Origin of the sequence: Citrobacter sp. CK185 (genome assembly GCF_030333565.1) — a bacterium.
Lineage (GTDB): Bacteria > Pseudomonadota > Gammaproteobacteria > Enterobacterales > Enterobacteriaceae > Citrobacter_B > Citrobacter_B koseri.
Map to the genome: position 1 here is coordinate 108,402 of NZ_JAOWFR010000023.1, position 22,526 is coordinate 130,927.

Genomic DNA, 22,526 nt, shown 5'->3' on the forward strand with positions numbered 1-22,526 from the left:
ATAAAAAGATAACTTTCAATGAGATAACAAAATTTGTGTGACACCAAAACGTTTATTTCCCCTACCGTCCGTCTTGTGGAGAAAAGAAATGAGTCAGGACATCAATAACACTGTCGCCGCGAGTAAAACCCGCCGCGTCATCAAAAATTTGCGCTGGTATGTGCTGGTGCTGTTCTTACTGGGTGTGACCGTTAACTACATCACGCGTAACTCGCTGGGTATCCTGGCGCCGGAGCTAAAAGAGAGTCTGGGGATCACCACCGAGCAATACTCCTGGATTGTCGGCGCGTTCCAGATTGCCTACACCATTTTCCAGCCCCTGTGCGGCTGGCTGATCGATGTGATTGGCCTGAAGATTGGCTTTATGGTCTGCGCCGGGATCTGGGCGCTGATGTGTATCTTCCACGCGGGCGCCGGAAGCTGGCTGCATCTGGCAATTTTGCGCTTCTTTATGGGCGCATCTGAAGCGGCCGCTACGCCAGCCAACGCCAAAACCATCGGCGAATGGTTCCCGAAATCAGAGCGTCCGGTCGCGGCGGGCTGGGCGGGCGTCGGCTTCTCAATTGGCGCCATGCTGGCGCCGCCAATCATCTACTTCGCGCACGCCTCATTCGGCTGGCAGGGCGCATTTATGTTTACCGGCGTGCTGGCGCTGCTGTGGGTGATCCTGTGGTGGGCGTTCTACCATAACCCGGAACAGCACCCGAACCTGAGTGGAGAGGAGCTGGAGTATATCAAGCAGGATAACGAGCCTCCGGCCGTGAAACTGCCCTTCCTGACCGCGCTGAAAACCGTGTCGAAAAATAAACGTTTCTACGGTATCGCGATCCCGGCCTTTATGGCAGAACCGGCCTGGGCGGTGCTGAGCTTCTGGGTACCGCTGTATCTGGCGAAGGAACACGGCATGGATCTGAAGCAGATCGCCATGTTCGCCTGGCTGCCGTTCCTCGCCGCCGATCTCGGCAGCGTGGCGAGCGGCTACCTCACCCGCCTGTATACCCGTCTGTTTGGCTGCTCTCGCGTTAACTCCGTGGTGGCAAGCTCCGTGACCGGCGCGTTTCTGATGATTTCTCTCGGCATCGTGGCCATTACCCGCGATCCGTATATCACCATCGTGCTGATCTCCATCGGCGGCTTCGGTCATCAGATCATCTCCTGCATGCTGAGCGCACTGGTCGTGGAGTCGTTTGATAAAGGCCAGATGGCGACCGTCAACGGAATGCGCGGCTCTGCGGCGTGGATCGCCAGCTTCCTCTTCTCTCTGTTAATTGGCGTTACCGCCGACAAAATCGGCTTTAACCCGCTCTTTATCGCCATGGGGTTCTTTGACCTGATTGGCGCTGTTTTCCTGGTGGCATTTATTGCTGAACGTCGCGCCAAGCGCGCCTGATAGTGGATGTATTGCGTATGAAAACCCTGAAAAACTGGATTGTAGAGAAACAGTCGGCCCATCATCTGGAACTGCTGGTCGATGGTCAACACCATCTGTGCCTGTACGTACTGGAAGAAAATCTGTTTCGCGTGCTGATCAAACGTAAAGGCGAACTGGCATTAGACAGAACCTGGAGTATCGCCCCGGCGCAGGATGTGCCGTGGGAAGGCCGCAGCCGCGAAGATGTAAGCGGCTTTAGCTGCCCGGCCTGGCAACTGACGCAGCAGGATGGCGCGCTGATTGTCGCTACTGAGCAACTGCGCGTGACCGTCCACCAGCCGCTGTGGCTGGAGTGGCACTATCGCGATGAGGCGGGCGACTGGCAGCCGCTGGTCAACGACCGCCCCACCAGCGCCTATCTGCTGAACGCTCACGGCGACGGCGTGGCGCACTATTTAAGCCGCCGTAAAGATGAACGTTTTTACGGTCTGGGCGAGAAAGCGGGCGACCTGCAACGCAACGGCCAACGCTATGAGATGCGCAACCTTGACGCGATGGGCTATAACGCGGTCAGCACCGATCCGCTGTACAAACATATTCCATTCACCATCGCCCGCCGCGATGACGTCAGCTACGGTCTGTTTTACGACAACCTGAGCAGCTGCTGGCTGGATCTGGGCAATGAAATCGACAACTATCACACCGCCTATCGCCGCTGGCAGGCGGAAGCGGGCGATATCGATTACTACATCTTTACCGGCAAGCGTGTGCTGGATGTCACCAAAGCCTTTGTGCGCCTGACGGGGAAAACCCTGTTCGGGCCAAAGTGGAGCCTGGGTTACAGCGGCTCGACCATGCATTACACCGATGCGCCGGACGCACAAAACCAGCTGATGAACTTTATCCGTCTGTGCAATGAACACGCGATTCCGTGCGATTCGTTCCAGCTTTCATCTGGCTACACCTCCATTAACGGCAAACGCTATGTCTTTAACTGGAACTACGACAAGGTGCCGCAGCCGAAAGTGATGACCCAGGCATTCCACGATGCGGGGTTGAAGCTGGCGGCCAACATTAAACCGTGTCTGTTGCAGGATCACCCGCGCTACAACGAAGTCGCGGAAAGAGGGTTATTTATCCGTGATTCGGAAACCGACGCGCCGGAACGTTCAAGTTTCTGGGATGACGAAGGTTCTAACCTTGATTTCACCAATCCGCAAACCGTCGCCTGGTGGCAGGAAGGCGTCACCACGCAGTTGCTGGAGATGGGGATCGACTCCACCTGGAACGACAACAACGAGTTTGAAGTGTGGGACGGCGAAGCCCGCTGCCACGGCTTTGGCCGCGAAATCGCCATCAAACATATTCGCCCGGTCATGCCGCTGTTGATGATGCGCGCCTCGCTGGAAGCGCAGCAGCGCTTTGCGCCGGAAAAACGCCCGTACCTGATCTCCCGTTCCGGCTGCGCCGGGATGCAGCGTTACGTGCAAACCTGGAGCGGCGATAACCGCACCAGCTGGGATACCCTGCGCTACAACACCCGCATGGGGCTGGGGATGAGTCTGTCCGGGCTGTATAACGTGGGTCACGACGTCGGCGGTTTCTCTGGCGATAAACCGGATGCGGAGCTGTTCGTGCGCTGGGTACAGAACGGCGTGATGCACCCTCGCTTTACCATCCACTCATGGAATGACGATCATACGGTGAATGAGCCGTGGATGTACCCGGGCGTGACGCCGGCGATTCGTAGCGCGATTGAGCTACGTTACCGTCTGCTGCCCTACTTCTACACGCTGCTGTGGCAGGCGCACGCCGACGACGAGCCGATGCTGCGCCCCACTTTCCTCGACCACGAGCACGACGCGCAAACCTTCGCAGAGTGCGACGACTTCCTGCTTGGCCGCGATATTCTGGTGGCGAGCGTGGTGGAACCCGGTCAACGTGAACGCCGCGTCTGGCTGCCGGATAACGAAACCGGCTGGTACGATTTCGATAGCCACGAATGGTTCTCTGGCGGCCAGTGGATCACGCTGAACGCGCCGCTGGAAAAACTGCCGCTGCTGGTACGCGCCGGTGCAGGTCTGCCGCTGAGCGAACGGATCACCCATGTCAGCGCTGAACGCGACGATACCCGCGAGCTGAAACTGTTCCCGGTCAAAGGCGTGGGGACAACGTCCGGTCTGCTGTTTGAAGACGATGGCGAAAGCTGGGGTTATCAGACGGGCAATGCCCTGTGGGTGGAATGGGAGATGGTGTGCGATGGGGCAACCGTCAACCTGAGGATCAACGCGCGTGGCGACTATCGTCCGGCATGGAACGCGTTGAAGGTATCGTTACCGGCGGGGGAAAAACGTACGCTGCGGGTGAACGGCGTTGAAGGGAGTGAGTGGGTGTTGTAGTGAGTTGTTGATTGCCGGGTGGCGGCTTCGCCTTACCCGGCCTACAAACTGTAGCGTAGGCCCGGTAAGCGTAGCGCCACCGGGCTTTTTTTTAGCCGTCGATCCCTTTACTACGCAGATAATCTTCGTAGTTGCCGCTGAAGTCCACCACACGCTGCGGCGTAATTTCCAGCACGCGCGTCGCCAGCGAGCTAACAAACTCACGGTCGTGAGAAACGAAAATCAGGGTGCCCTGATACATCTCCAGCGCCATGTTCAGCGATTCGATCGATTCCATATCCAGGTGGTTGGTCGGTTCGTCCATCACCAGGATATTCGGTTTCTGCATCATCAGCTTACCGAACAACATACGCCCTTTTTCACCACCGGAGAGCACCTTCGCCGGTTTTCTGATATCGTCCTGGCTGAACAACAGACGGCCAAGAATGCTGCGTACCGCCTGCTCGTCATCGCCTTCCTGCTTCCACTGACTCATCCATTCAAACACCGTCAGGTCATTTTCGAACTCATATTCGTGATCCTGCGCGTAATACCCAATGCGCGCGTTCTCTGACCATTTCACGGTGCCGTTATCCGGCGCCAGATCGCCCACCAGCGTTTTCAGCAACGTGGATTTACCCACGCCGTTAGTCCCGAGTACCGCAAGCTTTTCGCCCACTTCCAGCAGCAGATTGACGCCCTTGAACAGCGGGCCGTTATCAAAGCCTTTCGCGAGCGCTTCCACTTCCAGCGCGTTACGGAACAGCTTCTTATCCTGTTCAAAACGGATGAACGGGTTCTGACGGCTGGAGGCCTTCACCTCATCAAGCTTAATTTTATCAATCTGACGGGCACGAGACGTTGCCTGGCGAGACTTAGACGCGTTAGCGCTAAAGCGGCTGACGAAAGATTGCAGGTCTGCAATCTGCGCCTTTTTCTTGGCGTTATCGGCCAGCAGGCGTTCACGCGCCTGGGTGGCGGCAGTCATATACTCGTCGTAGTTACCCGGGTAAATGCGCAGTTCGCCGTAATCCAGATCCGCCATATGCGTACACACCATATTCAGGAAGTGACGGTCGTGCGAAATGATGATCATGGTGCTGTCACGTTCGTTCAGTACCTGCTCCAGCCAACGGATCGTGTCGATGTCGAGGTTGTTGGTCGGTTCATCAAGCAGCAGGATATCGGGGTCGGAAAACAGCGCCTGCGCCAGCAGGACACGCAGCTTCCAGCCTGGCGCGACTTCGCTCATCGGGCCGTAGTGCTGCTCAACCGGAATCCCCACGCCCAGCAGCAGTTCGCCCGCGCGCGCTTCGGCAGAGTAACCATCCATTTCGCCGTATTTCACTTCCAGATCGGCCACTTTATAGCCATCTTCTTCGCTCATTTCCGGCAGCGCGTAGATGCGGTCGCGTTCCTGTTTCACTTCCCACAGTTCAACATGCCCCATGATCACCGTGTCGAGTACGCTGAACTCTTCGAAGGCAAACTGATCCTGGCGCAGCTTACCGATACGCTCGTTTGGATCGAGAGAGACGTTGCCCAGCGTCGGTTCGAGATCGCCGCCGAGGATTTTCATAAAGGTGGATTTACCGCTACCGTTGGCGCCAATCAGGCCGTAACGGTTGCCGCCGCCAAATTTGACGGAAATATTTTCAAACAGCGGCTTGCTGCCGAACTGCATGGTGACGTTGCTGGAAACTAACACTGGCGTATCCTGAAAAATATGTGACAAACCGCTTATTATGCCACAAGTCTTAAATAAGATCGCGCCTCACGGTAAGCCGCTAAAATTGTCCTCACGGGAAAAAAATGTGATTTCGTACACATCTGAATTCCCACTTAACGGGAATGCACATATAATGCGCTCCCAACATGACAGAATTCTCAACCCAATAGCCTGCCAGGCACTGAATCTCGCATAACATGAATATGAAATTAACAACGTTTTTCGCGGCGGCCCTCGCTGTAGTTGGCTTTTGCAGCACCGCCTCAGCGGTGACTTATCCTTTACCGACCGATGGCAGTCGCGTCGTTGGTCAAAACCAGGTGATCACTATCCCGGAAGGCAATACCCAACCGCTGGAGTATTTTGCGGCTGAATATCAGATGGGGCTGTCTAACATGCTGGAAGCGAACCCGGGTGTTGATACCTTCCTGCCAAAAGGCGGTACGGTGCTGAACATTCCTCAGCAGCTGATCCTGCCGGACACCGTGCATGAAGGCATTGTCATTAACAGTGCGGAAATGCGTCTGTACTACTACCCGAAAGGCACCAACACGGTGATCGTCCTGCCGATTGGTATCGGTCAGTTAGGGAAAGACACGCCAATCAACTGGACAACGAAAGTTGAGCGTAAGAAAGCAGGCCCGACCTGGACGCCGACGGCGAAAATGCATGCCGAATACCGCGCGGCGGGCGAACCGCTGCCTGCCGTCGTACCGGCTGGCCCGGATAACCCGATGGGTCTGTACGCGCTGTACATTGGTCGTCTGTATGCGATTCATGGCACCAACGCCAACTTCGGTATCGGCCTGCGCGTCAGCCACGGCTGCGTCCGTCTGCGTAACGACGACATCAAGTTCCTGTTTGAAAATGTGCCGGTCGGCACCCGCGTACAGTTTATCGACGAGCCGGTGAAAGCGACCACTGAGCCAGATGGCAGCCGTTACATTGAAGTCCATAACCCGCTGTCTACCACGGAAGCGCAGTTCGAAGGCGGCGAGATCGTACCGATTAACCTGAACAAAAGCGTTCAGAGCGTAACCAGCCAGCCTGATGTCGATCAGTCTGTGGTTGAGCAGGCCGTTCAGAACCGTTCCGGTATGCCGGTTCGTCTGAACTGATCAAAGCAATGTGCCGGGTGGCGACTCTCGCCTTACCCGGCCTACCGCATCGGCCCGATAAGCGTAGCGCCATCGGGCCATCACTTCAGCAGCAACAATCCATATCCCACCAGCGCCGCCCAGAGCAGCATCGGCAACGAATACCAATGAAACCGCCACCAGATACGCCGATCATTTGCCATCCGCAATGCAATCAGATTCGCCAGCGATCCCGGTAGCAAACCAAAACCACCGATATTGACCGCCCAGGCCAGCAACGCGGTCGGCGGAACGTAGTTGAGCAATAAAATCGTGGCGGGCACATTGCTGATAAACTGCGACAGACCGAGCGCAGTCAGCCAAAGCCCCGGCGCAGAGAGCGTTTCAACATGGCGCAGTACGCCCTGTAACACCGGTAGCTGTATCAATAAATGCACGTCGATAAACATCGCCATAAACACCAGCAGCAACGTCCAGTCGACGCTCAATACCACGCGGCGCGCCAGGACGATGAACCCTGCCGCCACAATCGCCAGCCCCCAGAGTTCCTGCTTCAGTTCAAGCGCGGTCAGAAACACGATATACAACCCAGAACAGCTCCACACCAGGCGCGGTTGCCACTCAGGGGCGCGCGTACCGGTATGGTATTGCAACGCCTTCCCCGGAAAACAAAGGCCACACAGCACCAACAGCGTCAGCATCATCACGGCGGCAAGCGGTGCCATCTGCCAGACAAAAGCCGCAAATGAAAGACCAGAACGCCCCCACAACAAAATATTTTGCGGATTGCCAATCGGCGTGAGCAGCGAACCGGCGTTGACCGCCAGCGCCTCAAAGATAATCAGCCGGTTTACCGGAATCGCACACAGTCTTTTCAGGGTGATGGTCAGCGGAACGACGATAAACAGCGCCACATCGTTGGTCAGGAACGTTGACAGCACCGCCGCCGCCAGCACCATAAACATTGCCAGACGGCGTTCCGTTTTAAAACGACGAACCATTCTGCGGCCCAGCACATCAAAATATCCGCTCAGCTCAACGCCTTTGGTCAGCAGCATCAAACCGCTCAGCGTAATAATGGTGTGCCAGTCAATTGCACCCGGCCAGGTGCGGGGAGTAAACGGGACGAACAGACTGAGTCCGGCCCCGACAAGGAGTAATAACAGCAGGAAACGATCGCATCTTAATGCCCGCAGAAAAGGAAAACTCATTCAGAAGGCGTTCCGTGCTTTTGCGTAAACAGGCGGAAAGCCTCAAGCGTTTCCTGGCTTACATGGTGCTCCATCCCTTCCGCATCGCGGCGTGCGATTTCCGGGCTGACGCCCAGCACCAGTAAAAAGTTTTCCACGATCTGGTGGCGTTCACGGCTTTCCTGCGCCAGCTTCTCGCCTTCTGCGGTCAGGAATACCCCGCGCCAGGGGATCATTTCGATAAGCCCTACCGACGCCAGACGCTTGAGCATCTTGGCGACCGTCGGCTGGGAAACGCCAAGTCGCGCCGCCATATCAACCTGACGCGCTTCACCGACCTCGATAATTAAATCGGAAATCAGCTCAACGTAGTCATCAATCAGTTCACGGCGATGCGCTTCCCTGACCTGGCGGAACCCTTCGACGTGTTCTTCGACATTCACTAATTGCGTCACTTTTTTTGTTGTTGGCGTACCTGCGCGACGACTCATTCTGCTTCCTCGTTACTGTGACGCGTTAATTGCATCTGGCTGGAGTGGGCCCATTGTAAACCAGAGTTGCACAGGCTCAAAAATTTAACGTTTTAGCAATAGCTATATAATATAGCCTGTGCTATATCTGTATGTAATGCAGGCATCCCTCACGGATCGATGGGATCGTAAAGTCAGGAGGTTTCTATGAACGAATTTAAGAGGTGTATGCGCGTGTTTAGCCACTCTCCCTTTAAAGTACGGTTAATGCTGCTGTCCATGCTGTGTGACATGATCAACGGCAAACCCGAGCAGGATCAGCCCTCGTCAAAATAACGCGGCGTCGCGGTACGCCGCTCCATTTTGACGCCATCTTCGCGGCCATCAAGGCGCGCTCGCGCTGTGTTTTATCTCAATACCCTTTCTTTTTGTCGGTTTTGCTGCCCCCTTCGCAAAACATTTTCCTTGTAGTAGTTGACCTTCTTATACACACGCTCTATCGTTGCGCAGCCCTGCATATATTGCGGCTCGCAGATGCGGACCCCATCCCCTCTTCACGCACTTTCCGGCAGGTATTGACCCTTAACGCCAGGGTGAGCACATGGCGTTTTTGCAATAGTGGCATATGAATTTAACCCTCAAAGACTCGCTTATTGCCCGCAGCAGGGCCATTAGCCCGTGGACTGGCTTCTACTTTTTACAGTCGCTGCTGATTAACCTCGCGTCGGGCTACCCGTTTAGCCTGTTCTATACAGCGGCCTTTACCTGCCTATTGTTGTTGCTCTGGCGCACCGCGCCGCGCGCGCAAAAGGTGTTGATCGGGCTATGCTCGCTGATCGCCGCCATGTATTTTCCGTTCGGCCAGGCCTACGGCTCGCCAAACTTTAATACGCTGCTGGCGCTGCATTCGACCAACGTGGAAGAGTCCACCGAAATCCTGACCATCTTCCCGTGGTACAACTATCTGGTAGGCCTCTTTATCTTTGCACTGGGCGTGATTGCCGTTCGCCGTAAGCAAGAGACGGAGAAAAAAGCCTGGCGCGTTGTGGACAGCGTGTGTCTGCTGTTCAGCATCATCGCCTTTTTTGTCGCGCCGGTGCAAAACCTGGCGTGGGGCGGCGTGTTTAAATTAAAAGACACCGGCTACCCGGTTTTTCGCTTCGTGAAGGATGTCATCGTCAACAACAATGAGGTGATTGAGGAGCAAGAGCGGATGGCGAAGCTGTCCGGGATGAAGGATACCTGGACGGTCACTGCGGTTAAGCCCCAATACCATACCTACGTGGTGGTGATCGGTGAAAGCGCGCGGCGTGACGCAATGGGCGCATTCGGCGGTCACTGGGATAACACCCCGTTCGCCAGTACCGCCAACGGTTATTTTTTCATGGATTACGTTGCCGCCAGCGGCTCAACGCAAAAATCGCTCGGTTTAACGCTCAATCGCGTGGTCGACAACAAGCCGCAATTCCAGGATAACTTCGTGACGCTGGCCAACCGTGCCGGTTTCCAGACCTGGTGGTTCTCGAATCAGGGGCAAATCGGCGAATACGATACGGCTATCGCCAGCATCGCGAAACGTGCCGATGAAGCGCACTTCCTGAAAAGCGGAGACTTCGAAGCCGACAAGAATACGCGTGACGATGCGCTGTTAAAAATGACCGCTCAGGTACTGGAGACAGAACGCACGCAGCCGCAGTTAATTGTGCTGCACCTGATGGGCTCGCACCCGCAGGCCTGCGATCGCACGCAGGGAAAATACGACGTTTTCGTGCAGTCGAAAGAGACCTCTTGCTACCTGTACACCATGACCCAAACGGACGCATTACTGGGAAAACTGTACGCGCAGTTGCGTAACAGCGGCGACAGCTTCTCTATGGTCTACTTCTCGGATCATGGCCTCGCATTTAAAGAGCGCGGGAAAGAGGTGCAGTATCTGGCGCATGACGACAGGTATCAGCAGAATTTTCAGGTGCCGTTTATGGTGCTTTCCAGCGATGACAAAGCGCATCACGTGATTAAAGCGCGCCGCTCGGCAAATGATTTCTTAGGCTTTTTCTCGCAATGGACGGGGATCAGCGCGAAAGAGATTAAAACCAAATACCGTTTTATCTCTGAGCAGAAAGCCGGACCGGTCTTCATCACCAACTTCAAGTTGCAGAAGGTGGATTACAACCATCTGGGTACGGATATTTTTAGTACCAAACAGCGCTAAACCTGTAGTCCTGATAATGTTGTAGACCTGATAAGACGCCTCAGCGTCGCCATCAGGCATTGCCGGATGGCGGCATAAATACCTTATCCGGCCTACACATCAGACAAAAAAAATCCGCCCCGAGGGGCGGATTTTTCATATCACCGAAGTGATTAGAAGCGGTAACCAACACCGGCGATCCAGGTGCCGACGTCCACGTTACGGATACGGCTCTGCTCATAAGAGAAGTCCAGCGCAACGTTTTCGATCGGGTTGAACTGCAAACCGGCACCGTAGGAGAAACCGTAGTCGCTGGTGTCGTGTTTGTCAGCCGGGGTGGCAGCAGTCTGGAATTTACCGTAACCCACACCAACAACACCGTAGATGCTTGCCCAGTCGTTCAGACGGTAAGCAGGACCGGCGGTGAGGCCGTAGTACTGAGTTTTGTTGTAATCGCCAGCACCGTTAGTACGATCTTTTTCTGTGTAGGTGAAGGAACCGATTACGCCCAGCGGGTTGTTGTCCTGCTCGTAGCGATACTTCAGGTTAAAACCGTTCATTTTGTTCGCTGCGCCCTGAGCATCGCTCTGAGCGTAACCACCCGTAACGGTAGAAGTAGCAGCTACAGCAGTACCTGCGGAAATAGCCAGAACAGCGGCCAGTGCTGAAAGACATGCAATTTTTTTCATAACCACCTCAAATGTGCTTCAAGTAAATCCTAAGTTATAAATATATCAAAAATTGATGAGAAACTCTTTGCGATTCGCGATGTCTAACGGGTCTTTTCGTGTAACAGAACATTTCCATAACCCGCTATCTCTTTCAAATAACATCACTTTTCCGGTGAAGCGCACCATTATTACGCGCACAATATGGTACATTCATCCAGATAATTCCTAATTACGCAGTTTATTAATCCATCAATTCATCGATATTTTACGGATTCTCCGGGATTTTTTTTCAACGAATACTCAACCGTCAGAGGTTATTTCTATTACACTGCCTTTTTTACTTCTATTGACATTAATTGACAGGAGAAAGGATGCCGGGGTCGTCACGTAAGCCAGTCTGGCTGCCTATTTTGGTTTTGCTCATTGCGATGTCCTCTATTCAGAGCGGAGCCTCGCTGGCGAAATCGCTGTTCCCTCTCGTCGGGGCGCCGGGCGTTACCGCACTGCGTCTGGCATTAGGCACGCTAATCCTGATTGCGTTCTTTAAGCCCTGGCGTCTGCGCTTTGCCAGAGAACAGCGGCTGCCGCTCCTGTTTTACGGTCTGTCGCTTGGCGGGATGAACTACCTGTTTTACCTGTCGATTCAGACGGTGCCGCTCGGCATCGCCGTTGCGCTGGAGTTCACCGGGCCGCTGGCGGTCGCGCTGTTCTCGTCCAGACGGCCTGTCGATTTCATCTGGGTTGTGCTGGCCGTGCTTGGACTCTGGTTCCTGTTACCGCTTGGTCAGGGCGTATCGCATGTTGATTTAACGGGTGCCGCGCTGGCGCTCGGCGCAGGCGCCTGCTGGGCTATCTATATTCTGACCGGGCAGCGGGCGGGTGAAGAACACGGCCCCGCGACCGTGGCGGTAGGCTCGCTCATTGCGGCGATCGTTTTCGTTCCGGTTGGCGCGCTACAGGCGGGAGAGGCATTATGGCACTGGTCGATTCTCCCGCTGGGTCTGGCTGTCGCCGTGCTGTCAACGGCGCTGCCCTACTCGCTGGAAATGATCGCGCTGACGCGACTGCCCACGCGAACGTTTGGGACGCTGATGAGCATGGAGCCCGCGCTGGCTGCCGTTTCGGGGATGATTTTCCTGGGAGAAACGCTGACGCTGGTGCAGCTTCTGGCATTAGCCGCCATCATTGCCGCCTCGATGGGGTCCACGCTCACCATCCGGCGGGAAACGAAAATTCAGCAAGTCGACATTAATTAACGTTACAATTCTGCATGATTTGCATAATCATGCAGAATATTGCTTTCATCCTTCTCATTATTATTATCTCCGCTATTTTTCTGCTGCCTGCAAACCTATTTATGTTTATCGCTCATAGTGAATGAGAATTATTAACATACTAACACTTAATTTCATAACATACTGATTTTTAATCATTTTCAATATTAAACACTTTCTGCGCTATTAAAGTGATAGGCACAGACAGAAAAGCAAAATGAAAAACCGGTGCTATACTTAGTTTCGTTAATTACCTGGGACACAAAACATCAAGAGGATATGAGATTATGAGTACCGCTAAACTGGTAAAAACGAAAGCGTCTAATCTGCTTTATACCCGCAACGATGTATCAGACAGCGATAAGAAAGCGACGGTTGAGTTGCTGAATCGTCAGGTGATCCAGTTCATTGACCTGTCACTGATCACTAAGCAAGCTCACTGGAATATGCGCGGTGCTAACTTTATTGCCGTACATGAGATGCTGGATGGCTTCCGTACAGCGCTGACCGACCACCTTGATACCATGGCAGAACGTGCCGTACAGCTGGGTGGCGTGGCATTAGGGACAACGCAAGTGATTAACAGCAAAACACCGCTGAAAAGCTACCCGCTGGATATCCATAGCGTTCAGGATCACCTGAAAGAGCTGGCGGATCGTTACTCTGTTGTCGCCAATGACGTCCGTAAAGCCATCAGCGAAGCCAAAGACGAAGACACTGCTGATATCTTTACTGCTGCTTCCCGCGACCTCGATAAATTCCTGTGGTTCATCGAAGCCAACATCGAATAAGCAGCATGATAAGTAAGACCTATGAACCCTCGCTTCGGCGGGGGTTTTGCACTTTTATAGTGCATCAAATTTCTTCCGCCCTGCCGTAAAGTAAAATATTTGTAATAATCACCTCACACAATCGTTAACGAGAGATTGTTTTAGCAACAATTTTTGCGCTAAATAGTCATACCGTTTGCACCCGATTCGGTCTGCACTAAATCAGCGCCCCAAAACGGTGCAATCCGTCAGTTTTGCCACGCTTATTGTGCATTAAAATGAAACGCCTTCTTTTTAAAACAATGAGTTGCATAATTGGCACGATTCTTTCATTACGCCATATGTTCTCGCAGGGGATCGCCCCGTGGATATAAAAGGAAATGCTATGAAGTCTGTATTAAAAGTTTCACTGGCTGCACTTACCCTGGCTTTTGCGGTGTCTTCTCACGCCGCGGATAAGAAACTCGTCGTGGCAACCGACACGGCGTTCGTTCCGTTTGAATTCAAACAGGGCGACAAATACGTTGGCTTTGATGTGGATCTGTGGGCCGCTGTCGCGAAAGAGCTGAATCTGGACTACACCCTGAAACCGATGGATTTCAGCGGCATCATCCCGGCGCTGCAAACCAAAAACGTCGACCTGGCTCTGGCAGGCATCACGATCACCGACGAGCGTAAAAAAGCGATCGACTTCTCTGACGGCTATTACAAAAGCGGTCTGTTGGTCATGGTGAAAGCCAATAACAACGATGTGAAAAGCGTGAAAGACCTCGACGGCAAAGTGGTTGCGGTGAAGAGCGGCACCGGTTCTGTCGATTACGCGAAAGCAAACATCAAAACCAAAGATCTGCGTCAGTTCCCGAACATCGATAACGCCTACATGGAACTGGGCACCAACCGCGCAGACGCCGTTCTGCACGATACGCCAAACATCCTCTATTTCATCAAAACCGCGGGCAATGGTCAGTTCAAAGCGGTAGGTGAGTCTCTGGAAGCGCAGCAATACGGCATCGCCTTCCCGAAAGGCAGCGACGAACTGCGTGAGAAAGTGAACGGCGCGCTGAAAACGCTGCGTGAAAACGGCACCTATAACGAAATCTACAAAAAATGGTTCGGTACTGAACCTAAATAATAACGCTGTATTTTAGCTCGTTACGCCCGGTGGCGCTTGCGCTTACCGGGCGTACAGGCCTTTGAGTATTTTCACCACGGTAACAGGAACAATTTATGGAGTTTGACTGGAGTGCCATCTGGCCCGCCATCCCGCTGTTGATTGAAGGCGCCAAAATGACCCTGTGGATTTCAATCCTTGGTCTGGCTGGCGGCCTGGTCATCGGGTTGCTTGCGGGTTTTGCGCGCACCTTTGGTGGTTGGATCGCCAACCACGTTGCGCTGGTCTTTATCGAAGTGATTCGCGGTACGCCTATCGTTGTGCAGGTGATGTTTATCTACTTCGCGCTGCCGATGGCGTTTAACGATCTGCGAATTGATCCCTTCAGCGCCGCCGTTGTCACCATCATGATTAACTCGGGCGCGTACATTGCAGAAATCACGCGCGGTGCGGTGCTGTCTATCCACAAAGGTTTTCGCGAAGCGGGCCTGGCATTAGGGCTGTCTCGCGGCGAAACCATTCGCCACGTTATTTTACCGCTCGCGCTGCGCCGTATGCTGCCGCCGCTCGGTAATCAGTGGATTATCAGCATCAAAGATACCTCGCTGTTTATTGTTATCGGCGTCGCTGAACTGACTCGTCAGGGGCAGGAAATCATCGCCGGTAACTTCCGCGCGCTGGAAATCTGGAGTGCCGTTGCGGTGTTCTATCTGATCATTACGCTGGTGCTGAGTTTCATTCTGCGTCGTCTGGAAAGAAGGATGAAAATCCTGTGATTGAATTTAAAAACGTCTCCAAGCATTTTGGGCCAACCCAGGTGCTGCACAATATTGATCTGAACATCAAACAGGGTGAAGTGGTGGTCATCATCGGGCCATCCGGCTCCGGGAAGTCCACTCTGCTGCGCTGCATCAACAAACTGGAAGAGATCACGTCCGGCGAGTTGATTGTTGATGGTCTGAAAGTGAACGATCCGAAGGTGGATGAGCGGTTAATCCGTCAGGAAGCCGGCATGGTGTTCCAGCAGTTCTATCTCTTCCCGCATCTGACGGCGCTGGAAAACGTCATGTTCGGGCCGCTGCGCGTGCGCGGCGCGAAGAAAGAAGATGCCGAAAAGCAGGCCAAAGAGTTATTAGCGAAAGTCGGGCTGGCAGAGCGTGCGCATCACTACCCTTCCGAACTTTCCGGCGGTCAGCAGCAGCGTGTGGCGATTGCCCGCGCGCTGGCGGTGAAGCCGAAAATGATGCTGTTTGATGAACCGACCTCCGCGCTGGACCCGGAACTGCGTCACGAAGTGCTGAAAGTCATGCAGGATCTGGCGGAAGAAGGGATGACAATGGTCATTGTGACCCACGAAATCGGCTTTGCCGAGAAAGTGGCCTCCCGTCTGATCTTCATCGACAAAGGGCGCATTGCGGAAGACGGTAATCCGCAAACCCTGATTGAAAATCCGCCCAGCCAGCGTTTGCAGGAGTTCTTGCAGCACGTTTCCTGAGGCACGCCCCTCCCTTCCGCCTGGAAGGGAGGGTTTCCCCGGAATCCTCCCATTTCAAATCCCTCCCCTTTAAGCATCTATACTTATCTTTTTGCTTATATTTCTCACAGGAGGAGTCATGCGGCGGATCCTGTTCATCCTCTTTTTACTGCTGGGCGCCCCCGCGCATGCGGTCGCGATCCCCGGCGTCACAACGGACGCCTCAGGCAGTCAGGAGGCCGCGCCTGCGGCTGAACCCGATGTCGAACAAAAGAAAGCCGCCTACGCAGCGCTGGCGGATGTGCTGGAAAACGAGACCTCTCGCAAGGAACTCATCGACCAGCTACGAAAAGTCGCCGCCACGCCGCCGCCAGAGCCTGTCCCCACGATAACGCCGCCCACGGTTACGGAAGAAAAAACGGTGCTGGAGAATGTAACCGACATCAGCCGGCGTTACGGAGAAGCCCTCTCCGGGCGCTTTGCCCAGCTTTATCGTAACATCACCGACTCGCCGCATAAGCCGTTTAACACGCAGGCATTTACCAATGCCCTAACCCACTTCCTGATGCTGGCGGCCTCGGTGTTTGTCTTTTACTGGCTGATACGGCTTTGCGCGCTGCCGCTGTATCGCAAAATGGGTCAGTGGGCGCGCAAAAAAAATCGCGACCGCAGCAACTGGCTACAGCTTCCCGCAATGATTATCGGCGCATTTATCATCGATCTGCTCCTGCTGGCGCTGACCCTGTTTGTCGGGCAGATACTGAGCGACAGAATGAACGCCGGCAGCCGAACCATCGCCTTTCAACAAAGTCTGTTCCTGAACGCGTTTGCCCTGATTGAGTTTTTCAAAGCCATTCTGCGCCTGATCTTTTGCCCTAACGTAGCGGAGTTGCGTCCGTTCACGATTCAGGACGCCAGCGCGCGCTACTGGAATCGCCGTCTGAGTTCGCTCAGTAGCCTGATCGGCTATGGTCTGATCGTCGCCGTGCCGATTATCTCCAACCAGGTCAACGTCCAGGTCGGCGCGATGGCGAACGTCATCATCATGCTGTGCATTACACTGTGGGCGCTGTATCTGATCTTCAAAAACAAAAAAGAGATCACCCAGCATCTGCTGAATCTCGCGGAACGGTCGCTGGCCTTTTTCAGTCTGTTTATTCGCGCCTTCGCGCTGGTGTGGCACTGGCTGGCCAGCGCCTATTTTATCGTGCTGTTTTTCTTCTCATTATTCGACCCGGGCAACAGCCTGAAGTTTATGATGGGCGCGACGGTACGCAGCCTGCTCATTATCGGTGTCGCCGCGTTTGTTTCCGGCATGTTCTCACGCTGGATAGCCAAAACCATTACGCTGTCGCCCCCTACGCAGCGCAACTACCCTGAGCTGCAAAAACGGCTGAACGGCTGGCTGTCAACCGCCCTGAAAGCCGCGCGAATCCTGACGGTTTGCGTGGCGATCATGCTGTTGCTCAACGCCTGGGGGTTATTCGACTTCTGGAACTGGCTGCACAACGGCGCGGGAGAGAAAACCGTCGATATTCTGATCCGCATTGCGCTGATCCTCTTTTTCTCTGCGGTCGGATGGACCATCCTCGCCAGCCTGATTGAGAACCGCCTGGCGTCAGATATTCACGGCCGCCCCTTGCCCAGCGCGCGTACCCGAACCCTGCTTACGCTGTTTCGTAACGCCCTGGCGGTGATCATCAGTACAATCACAATCATGATCGTGTTGTCGGAGATTGGCGTGAACATTGCCCCCTTACTGGCCGGCGCCGGGGCGCTGGGGCTGGCGATTTCGTTCGGTTCGCAAACGCTGGTGAAAGATATTATTACCGGCGTATTCATCCAGTTTGAAAACGGGATGAATACCGGCGATCTGGTGACTATCGGCCCGCTGACCGGTACGGTGGAGCGAATGTCGATTCGCTCGGTAGGCGTGCGTCAGGATACCGGGGCGTACCACATTATTCCGTGGTCTTCGATTACTACCTTCGCGAACTTTGTGCGCGGCATTGGTTCGGTCGTGGCTAACTATGACGTGGATCGCCATGAAGATGCGGATAAAGCCAATCAGGCATTGAAAGACGCGGTGGCTGCGGTGATGGAGAGGGAAGATATTCGCGGGTTGATTATCGGAGAACCGTCATTCTCCGGGATCGTCGGGCTGACCAATACCGCTTTTACGCTGCGGGTCTCCTTTACCACCTTGCCCTTAAAACAGTGGACGGTACGCTTCGCGCTCGACAGCCAGGTGAAAAAACACTTCGATCTGGCGGGCGTTCGCGCGCCGGTGCAAACGTATCAGGTACTGCCCGCACCGACGATCGGTCAGGCGCCAGCGACAGACCCCCTGCCGCCGAGCGAACCCACGCTTTAGCGCTTACGCGCCATAAAGCGGCGACGCTGATCGTCATCCATAAAAGTCCAGGCAATAAAGCGGCTCTGCTTTTGCCCCTGGGCCATCTCCTTTTTGACCACTTTTACCGCCCCGACGTCCGTCAGCGCGCGGTACAGCGGCGGCAAATTTTCGCCGCGCGACACCAACGTGGTGAACCACATCACCTGGCGGCCAAAGGCCTGGCTTTCCGCGATCATCGTTTTGATAAACGCCACTTCCCCGCCTTCGCACCAGAGTTCCTGCTGCTGGCCGCCAAAATTCAGGGCATCGTTTTTATCCTGCCCCAGATTGCGACGTTTGCGCTCACTTCCCGCACGGGCAGAAGCTGCCGAATCGTGGAACGGCGGATTGCACAGCGTGGCGTCATACTGTTCATTCTTATGAATGATGCCGTTAAAGATTGCCGCAGGATCTTTCTGCCGACGCAGACGAATCGATCGGGTTAATCCTGGGTTGCCGCTGATGATCGCCTGGGCGCTGGCCAGCGCCTGCGCATGGACTTCGCTGCCGGTAAAGCGCCAGCCGTATTCATGCACGCCGATAAGCGGGTAAATGCAGTTCGCTCCTGTCCCCACATCCAGCACGCTCGCATCCGCCGGAATCGCGCCTGTGGTTTCGCCCAGCAGATCCGCCAGATGGTGAATATAATCGGCGCGGCCTGGCACCGGCGGGCACAGAAAGCCTTCGGGAATATCCCAGTTTGCCACCTGATAGAAATACGCCAGCAGCGCTTTATTGAGCGCCTTGACTGCCAAAGGATTCGCGAAATCAACGCTTTGCTCACCCGCAGGCGTACGGGTAAGAAATTGCGCCAGTTCTGGCGTGACCTGGCATAACGTCGCGAGATCGTAACGATGATGATGGCGATTACGTGGGTGCAATCCCGGTTTCTGGGCAGACATGGCATTCTCCTTTTAGCAGCGGCGTAAGATACTCGCATAACGCAACGCGGTAAACAAACCTGACGGAGAAAGCCCGCTTATACCGCAGACGAACACGGGTCGCTCCGCAGCGCTTAGCGACAAACCCCTGGAAAATCAACAATCTGTATGTCATTGATTTGTCAATATTCGTCAAAAAATATCGTTCAAAAAACAAGCACATCATAATCAATTTTTTGCGTTAATTTTGCGTCATCAACGTCCTAAACTTATGAGGCACCACCTGTTGTTTCTAAGAGGATGCCGTTATGAAAAAATGCCTCACCGTACTGGCTGCTGCTCTGCTCACTGGCATGAGTTTTAGTGCATTCGCCGCGCAGCCGCTTAGCAGCTCAGAAGCAGGCCAGCTCAGACCCGCCGGGACCGTCTCAGCAACGGGCGCGACGACGCTGAGCGAACTTGAAAATAAACTGGCAGAAAAAGCGCGTGAACAAGGCGCCAAAGGTTTTGTCGTCAATTCTGCCGGTGGCGATAACCAAATGTATGGCACTGCCACCATCTACAAATAACCCCCTACCAGGTAACTGCATTCCCACCGAATGCAGTTTTCCTTAGCATAGAAAACTTCCCCCGTCTTTTTCATTCGCTGATGTTTTTCGCTGACTGATATACCGGCCTGCTTCTGCGCTATTGACTGTACGATTTTTGACCCCATATTCACTACACTTACCGTGTGGAATAAAGGGGGAGGAACCGGTATATGGCATCCGGGTGGGCGAACGACGACGCCGTTAATGAACAAATCAACAATACTATTGAAGATGCTGTCGCCCGCGCTCGCGGCGAAATTCCTCAAGGCGAAAGCCTGTATGAATGTGAAGAGTGCGGCGATCCTATCCCGGAAGCGCGGCGTAAAGCCGTTCCGGGAGTAAGGCTATGCATTGCCTGCCAGCAGGAGAAAGATTTACATAACGCAACATTCTCAGGATATAATCGCAGGGGATCGAAAGATAGCCAGTTACGCTAACTTTTCTTTACGTAAAACAACAGCGTAAGCATGTTCTTTTACTCTCATGCTTTTTCACCTTCTGCGTGGCAAAATGTGCCGTTACTCTCTCTTCTGTAAAGTGAAACGGCAAGAAGCGTAAATCCATGTTTTGAATTTATTAATAATCAATAAGTTATTTGTCATTCAAATTATTTGATGGATGACGTCAATTCTATTCGATTTTATCTCCCGCAAAAAACCGTGATACTTATCACATCGACGGAACAACGTCTTACTACACAAGAATAACCTGCGAGAGATTAATCATGAAAAATATCAAATATGCTGTTGCTGCTATCGCTCTGTCTACCCTGTCATTTGGCGTTTTCGCTGCCGAGCCGGTAACGGCTTCCCAGGCGCAAAGCATGAATAAAATCGGTGTTGTTTCTGCGGAAGGCGCCACCACTCTGGATGGACTGGAAGCGAAACTGGCTGAGAAAGCGGCAGCTGCCGGCGCAACCGGTTATAGCATCACTTCCGCAACCAACAACAACAAAATGAGCGGCACTGCTGTTATCTACAAATAATTTCACGCGTTTCTGTTATACCCGTCTGTTTGCCGACAGACACACTGCTCCAACCCTCATTGAACCTGTGTTACCCTTGTTCGCCCGTCCGCCACTGGACGGGCTTTTTTTTGCCTGACGCTTAAAAATGCTGCGCTACCCGCGCAAGCCCTTCCGTTAACGTCGCCGCTTCTCCCGTAGCCACCAGGCAGCACGCCATCTGAATTTTCAGGGAAGCCGGGATCGGCTCGCTTCCCGCCAGGCAGCGCTCAATCCAGCGGGCGGTGGTTTCCGGGTCTTTTGCCGCAGGCAGCGGCACCGGCTCGTCGGGCATCTCGCTCTGGCGATCCTGAAGCACCTGCACGCCGGAACGGTCGATCAGGCTGATTTGCGGGCAACGCTGTGGATTGGCATACACCTCCCCTTCCGTGCCGTGCATCAGCAAACCGCGCCCGCCGATGTCGGCAAAAAATTTCGCGACGCGCGGAACGTACTCCGGGTGCGAGACGCTGGACAACCGCAAGGCGGCATCTTCCGCAAACGGCGTCGCTAACTTCGCCAGCGTGTGCGCGCTGTTACGCACGCCCAGCCGCCAGCGCATTGCCAGCTGTTTTTCCAGCGGCGGGCACAGCGTACCAACAGGAATAAACACCGGCTCGTGTCCATCCAGCTTCGCCTGAGCCTGACCGGCGTGCAGCGTCGGCGCAATCCCCATCAGTTCGAAAATGGTCTCCGTCAGTACGCGCGTCGGATCTTCGCTTACGCCATGTACCACCACCGGAAACCCCAGTTTATGCAACAGAATCGCCAGCAACGGCGTCAGGTTCGCCTGTTTGCGCGCTCCGTTGTAGCTGGGGATGACAATCGGCATCGGTTTGGCGACCGGCGGCGTAAGCGTAATCGTGTGGTTCTGCATGGCTTCATAAAAGCCCAGCATCTCCGCTTCGCCTTCCCCTTTAATACGCAACGCGATCAACACGCCGCCCATTTCCAGTTCGGGCACATCGCCATTCAACATATGGGTATACAGGCCGCGCGCGGTATCCTGATCCAGGTCGCGGGCGTGATTTTTACCCCGACCGACCTCTTTGATGATTTTGCGATAATCCATGACATTCTCCACTGCGACATTTTTTTAACAATATAGCCCCTCTGGAGACCCGGCCGTTAGTTTTTTATCTCAGTCATCAATCACCTGTTTTTGTAGTAATTATTAAAACGCAAGCATTAGTTCAAATATTTGTGATTTTTATACACGATTCTAATCCGTAAACAATCTGATTAAATATCTGGCGAAGAGTTATTGAGGGTCCACGGTGAAAACGTCCAGGCTGGTTTTCACCACTTATACACCAGGATTTATGATGAACAAGGTTGCTTTAGGTTTATTCATCGCTGCAACAGTAGGATGTTCCGCATCCGCATTTGCGGCAACAAATGGCGAAGGTCAGATTAACTTTACGGGTGAAATCATTGACTCCGCTTGTCAGGTCGTTAATGGGTTAAGTAACCCGCTAAATGTCGAGTTGGGCAGAGTGTCTAAAACCGTATTTTCTGGCGCAGGCTCTACCAGCACACCAACGAAATTCGATATTCAGCTAAAAGACTGCCCGGAAACGGTGACCTCTGCCGCCATTAATTTTGGCGGTACGCCGGATACGGATAACAGCACGACCCTGGCATTAACGCCAGACACGGAGACGGCTACCGGTGTGGCAATTCAGTTGCTCGACTCGTCAGAGCAACCCGTCAGCTTATATACCCCTTCCCGTCAATATCCACTGACGGCAGGAAGCACGGTAAACGATCTGGAATTTGCAGCGCGTTATATTCAGACTCAGGCTGCCGTTACGGCCGGCCCGGCAAATTCCGTATCCACCTTTACCGTTATCTATAACTGATATTATCCATCCGAAGATATTAGCCCTTTCTTCAGGGCTAATATCTTTTATTCATGCTGAGAAATATT

The 22,526-nt window shown here is 53.9% G+C and carries 21 protein-coding genes; 15 read left to right on the forward strand and 6 right to left on the reverse strand.

Annotated elements, in window-relative coordinates:
- Nucleotides 1-88 precede the first annotated feature (88 nt).
- Together OGV79_RS08195 and OGV79_RS08200 are read left to right on the forward strand one after the other, a co-directional pair.
- The gene (locus OGV79_RS08195; RefSeq protein ID WP_049010087.1) at nucleotides 89-1,390 is read left to right on the forward strand and encodes an MFS transporter; all 1,302 of its coding nucleotides are present in this window, start codon (nucleotides 89-91) and stop codon (nucleotides 1,388-1,390) included.
- A 17-nt stretch (nucleotides 1,391-1,407) separates the two neighbouring features.
- Nucleotides 1,408-3,771, forward strand: a complete 2,364-nt coding sequence (locus OGV79_RS08200) for a glycoside hydrolase family 31 protein (RefSeq protein WP_199976564.1) — start codon at nucleotides 1,408-1,410, stop codon at nucleotides 3,769-3,771.
- A 91-nt stretch (nucleotides 3,772-3,862) separates the two neighbouring features.
- Here the strand turns inward: OGV79_RS08200 and OGV79_RS08205 are convergent, their stop codons facing one another.
- On the reverse strand, nucleotides 3,863-5,458 hold the full coding sequence (locus OGV79_RS08205) for an ABC-F family ATPase (protein ID WP_047457942.1): 1,596 nt from the start codon (nucleotides 5,456-5,458) through the stop codon (nucleotides 3,863-3,865).
- A 218-nt stretch (nucleotides 5,459-5,676) separates the two neighbouring features.
- Between OGV79_RS08205 and ldtB the strand changes: the two genes are divergently transcribed.
- Nucleotides 5,677-6,597 carry a L,D-transpeptidase gene (ldtB, locus tag OGV79_RS08210; RefSeq protein ID WP_012133148.1) on the forward strand — a complete coding sequence of 307 codons (921 nt, stop codon included), beginning with the start codon at nucleotides 5,677-5,679 and terminating at the stop codon, nucleotides 6,595-6,597.
- 80 nt (nucleotides 6,598-6,677) lie between these two features.
- Here ldtB and OGV79_RS08215 read toward each other — a convergent pair whose 3' ends face one another.
- A complete protein-coding gene (locus tag OGV79_RS08215) occupies nucleotides 6,678-7,787 on the reverse strand; it encodes an anion transporter (protein ID WP_286468225.1) in 1,110 nt (369 codons plus the stop codon).
- Nucleotides 7,784-8,257, reverse strand: coding sequence for a manganese-binding transcriptional regulator MntR (gene mntR / locus OGV79_RS08220; protein WP_012133150.1), 474 nt, complete (start codon nucleotides 8,255-8,257; stop codon nucleotides 7,784-7,786). Before mntR ends, OGV79_RS08215 begins: the two co-directional genes overlap by 4 nt.
- A gap of 186 nt (nucleotides 8,258-8,443) precedes the next feature.
- Between mntR and mntS the strand changes: the two genes are divergently transcribed.
- Both mntS and OGV79_RS08230 read left to right on the forward strand, forming a co-directional pair.
- A complete protein-coding gene (mntS, locus tag OGV79_RS08225; RefSeq protein WP_047457949.1) occupies nucleotides 8,444-8,572 on the forward strand; it encodes a manganase accumulation protein MntS in 129 nt (42 codons plus the stop codon).
- Nucleotides 8,573-8,861: 289 nt separating this feature from the next.
- Entirely contained in the window at nucleotides 8,862-10,448 is a 1,587-nt protein-coding gene (locus OGV79_RS08230; protein ID WP_114848486.1) for a phosphoethanolamine transferase, read from the forward strand.
- 152 nt (nucleotides 10,449-10,600) lie between these two features.
- Here the strand turns inward: OGV79_RS08230 and ompX are convergent, their stop codons facing one another.
- Complete coding sequence (gene ompX / locus OGV79_RS08235) at nucleotides 10,601-11,116, reverse strand: outer membrane protein OmpX (RefSeq protein WP_012133153.1); 516 nt, start codon at nucleotides 11,114-11,116, stop codon at nucleotides 10,601-10,603.
- A 353-nt stretch (nucleotides 11,117-11,469) separates the two neighbouring features.
- On the opposite strand from ompX, the gene rhtA reads away from it, so the two are divergent.
- The 6 genes from rhtA to ybiO all read left to right on the forward strand — a co-directional run bounded on the left by rhtA (nucleotide 11,470) and on the right by ybiO (nucleotide 18,101).
- Entirely contained in the window at nucleotides 11,470-12,354 is an 885-nt protein-coding gene (rhtA, locus tag OGV79_RS08240; RefSeq protein ID WP_012133156.1) for a threonine/homoserine exporter RhtA, read from the forward strand.
- A gap of 305 nt (nucleotides 12,355-12,659) precedes the next feature.
- The gene (gene dps, locus OGV79_RS08245) at nucleotides 12,660-13,163 is read left to right on the forward strand and encodes a DNA starvation/stationary phase protection protein Dps (protein WP_012133159.1); all 504 of its coding nucleotides are present in this window, start codon (nucleotides 12,660-12,662) and stop codon (nucleotides 13,161-13,163) included.
- 364 nt (nucleotides 13,164-13,527) lie between these two features.
- Complete coding sequence (gene glnH / locus OGV79_RS08250; RefSeq protein ID WP_012133160.1) at nucleotides 13,528-14,274, forward strand: glutamine ABC transporter substrate-binding protein GlnH; 747 nt, start codon at nucleotides 13,528-13,530, stop codon at nucleotides 14,272-14,274.
- A gap of 95 nt (nucleotides 14,275-14,369) precedes the next feature.
- Complete coding sequence (gene glnP / locus OGV79_RS08255) at nucleotides 14,370-15,029, forward strand: glutamine ABC transporter permease GlnP (protein ID WP_012133162.1); 660 nt, start codon at nucleotides 14,370-14,372, stop codon at nucleotides 15,027-15,029.
- Entirely contained in the window at nucleotides 15,026-15,748 is a 723-nt protein-coding gene (gene glnQ, locus OGV79_RS08260) for a glutamine ABC transporter ATP-binding protein GlnQ (protein WP_012133163.1), read from the forward strand. Before glnP ends, glnQ begins: the two co-directional genes overlap by 4 nt.
- Before the next feature lie 118 nt (nucleotides 15,749-15,866).
- Complete coding sequence (gene ybiO, locus OGV79_RS08265) at nucleotides 15,867-18,101, forward strand: mechanosensitive channel protein (RefSeq protein WP_200053925.1); 2,235 nt, start codon at nucleotides 15,867-15,869, stop codon at nucleotides 18,099-18,101.
- On the opposite strand, the gene rlmF is transcribed toward ybiO, so the two are convergent.
- Nucleotides 18,098-19,024 (reverse strand): 23S rRNA (adenine(1618)-N(6))-methyltransferase RlmF, encoded by a 927-nt coding sequence (rlmF, locus tag OGV79_RS08270; RefSeq protein WP_047457955.1) that lies wholly within the window; start codon nucleotides 19,022-19,024, stop codon nucleotides 18,098-18,100. The two genes, ybiO and rlmF, sit on opposite strands and share 4 nt — an antisense overlap.
- Nucleotides 19,025-19,311: 287 nt before the next feature.
- On the opposite strand from rlmF, the gene mcbA reads away from it, so the two are divergent.
- The 3 genes from mcbA to ybiJ all read left to right on the forward strand — a co-directional run bounded on the left by mcbA (nucleotide 19,312) and on the right by ybiJ (nucleotide 20,578).
- Entirely contained in the window at nucleotides 19,312-19,572 is a 261-nt protein-coding gene (mcbA, locus tag OGV79_RS08275) for a DUF1471 family periplasmic protein McbA (protein WP_012133167.1), read from the forward strand.
- 191 nt (nucleotides 19,573-19,763) lie between these two features.
- Nucleotides 19,764-20,030, forward strand: coding sequence for a DksA/TraR family C4-type zinc finger protein (locus tag OGV79_RS08280; RefSeq protein ID WP_047457957.1), 267 nt, complete (start codon nucleotides 19,764-19,766; stop codon nucleotides 20,028-20,030).
- A gap of 287 nt (nucleotides 20,031-20,317) precedes the next feature.
- Nucleotides 20,318-20,578, forward strand: coding sequence for a DUF1471 family protein YbiJ (gene ybiJ / locus OGV79_RS08285; protein WP_012133170.1), 261 nt, complete (start codon nucleotides 20,318-20,320; stop codon nucleotides 20,576-20,578).
- A gap of 121 nt (nucleotides 20,579-20,699) precedes the next feature.
- On the opposite strand, the gene ybiB is transcribed toward ybiJ, so the two are convergent.
- Entirely contained in the window at nucleotides 20,700-21,668 is a 969-nt protein-coding gene (gene ybiB / locus OGV79_RS08290; RefSeq protein ID WP_012133171.1) for a DNA-binding protein YbiB, read from the reverse strand.
- Between the two features lie 253 nt (nucleotides 21,669-21,921).
- Between ybiB and OGV79_RS08295 the strand changes: the two genes are divergently transcribed.
- Nucleotides 21,922-22,458, forward strand: a complete 537-nt coding sequence (locus tag OGV79_RS08295; RefSeq protein ID WP_047457960.1) for a fimbrial protein — start codon at nucleotides 21,922-21,924, stop codon at nucleotides 22,456-22,458.
- Nucleotides 22,459-22,526: the final 68 nt, after the last annotated feature.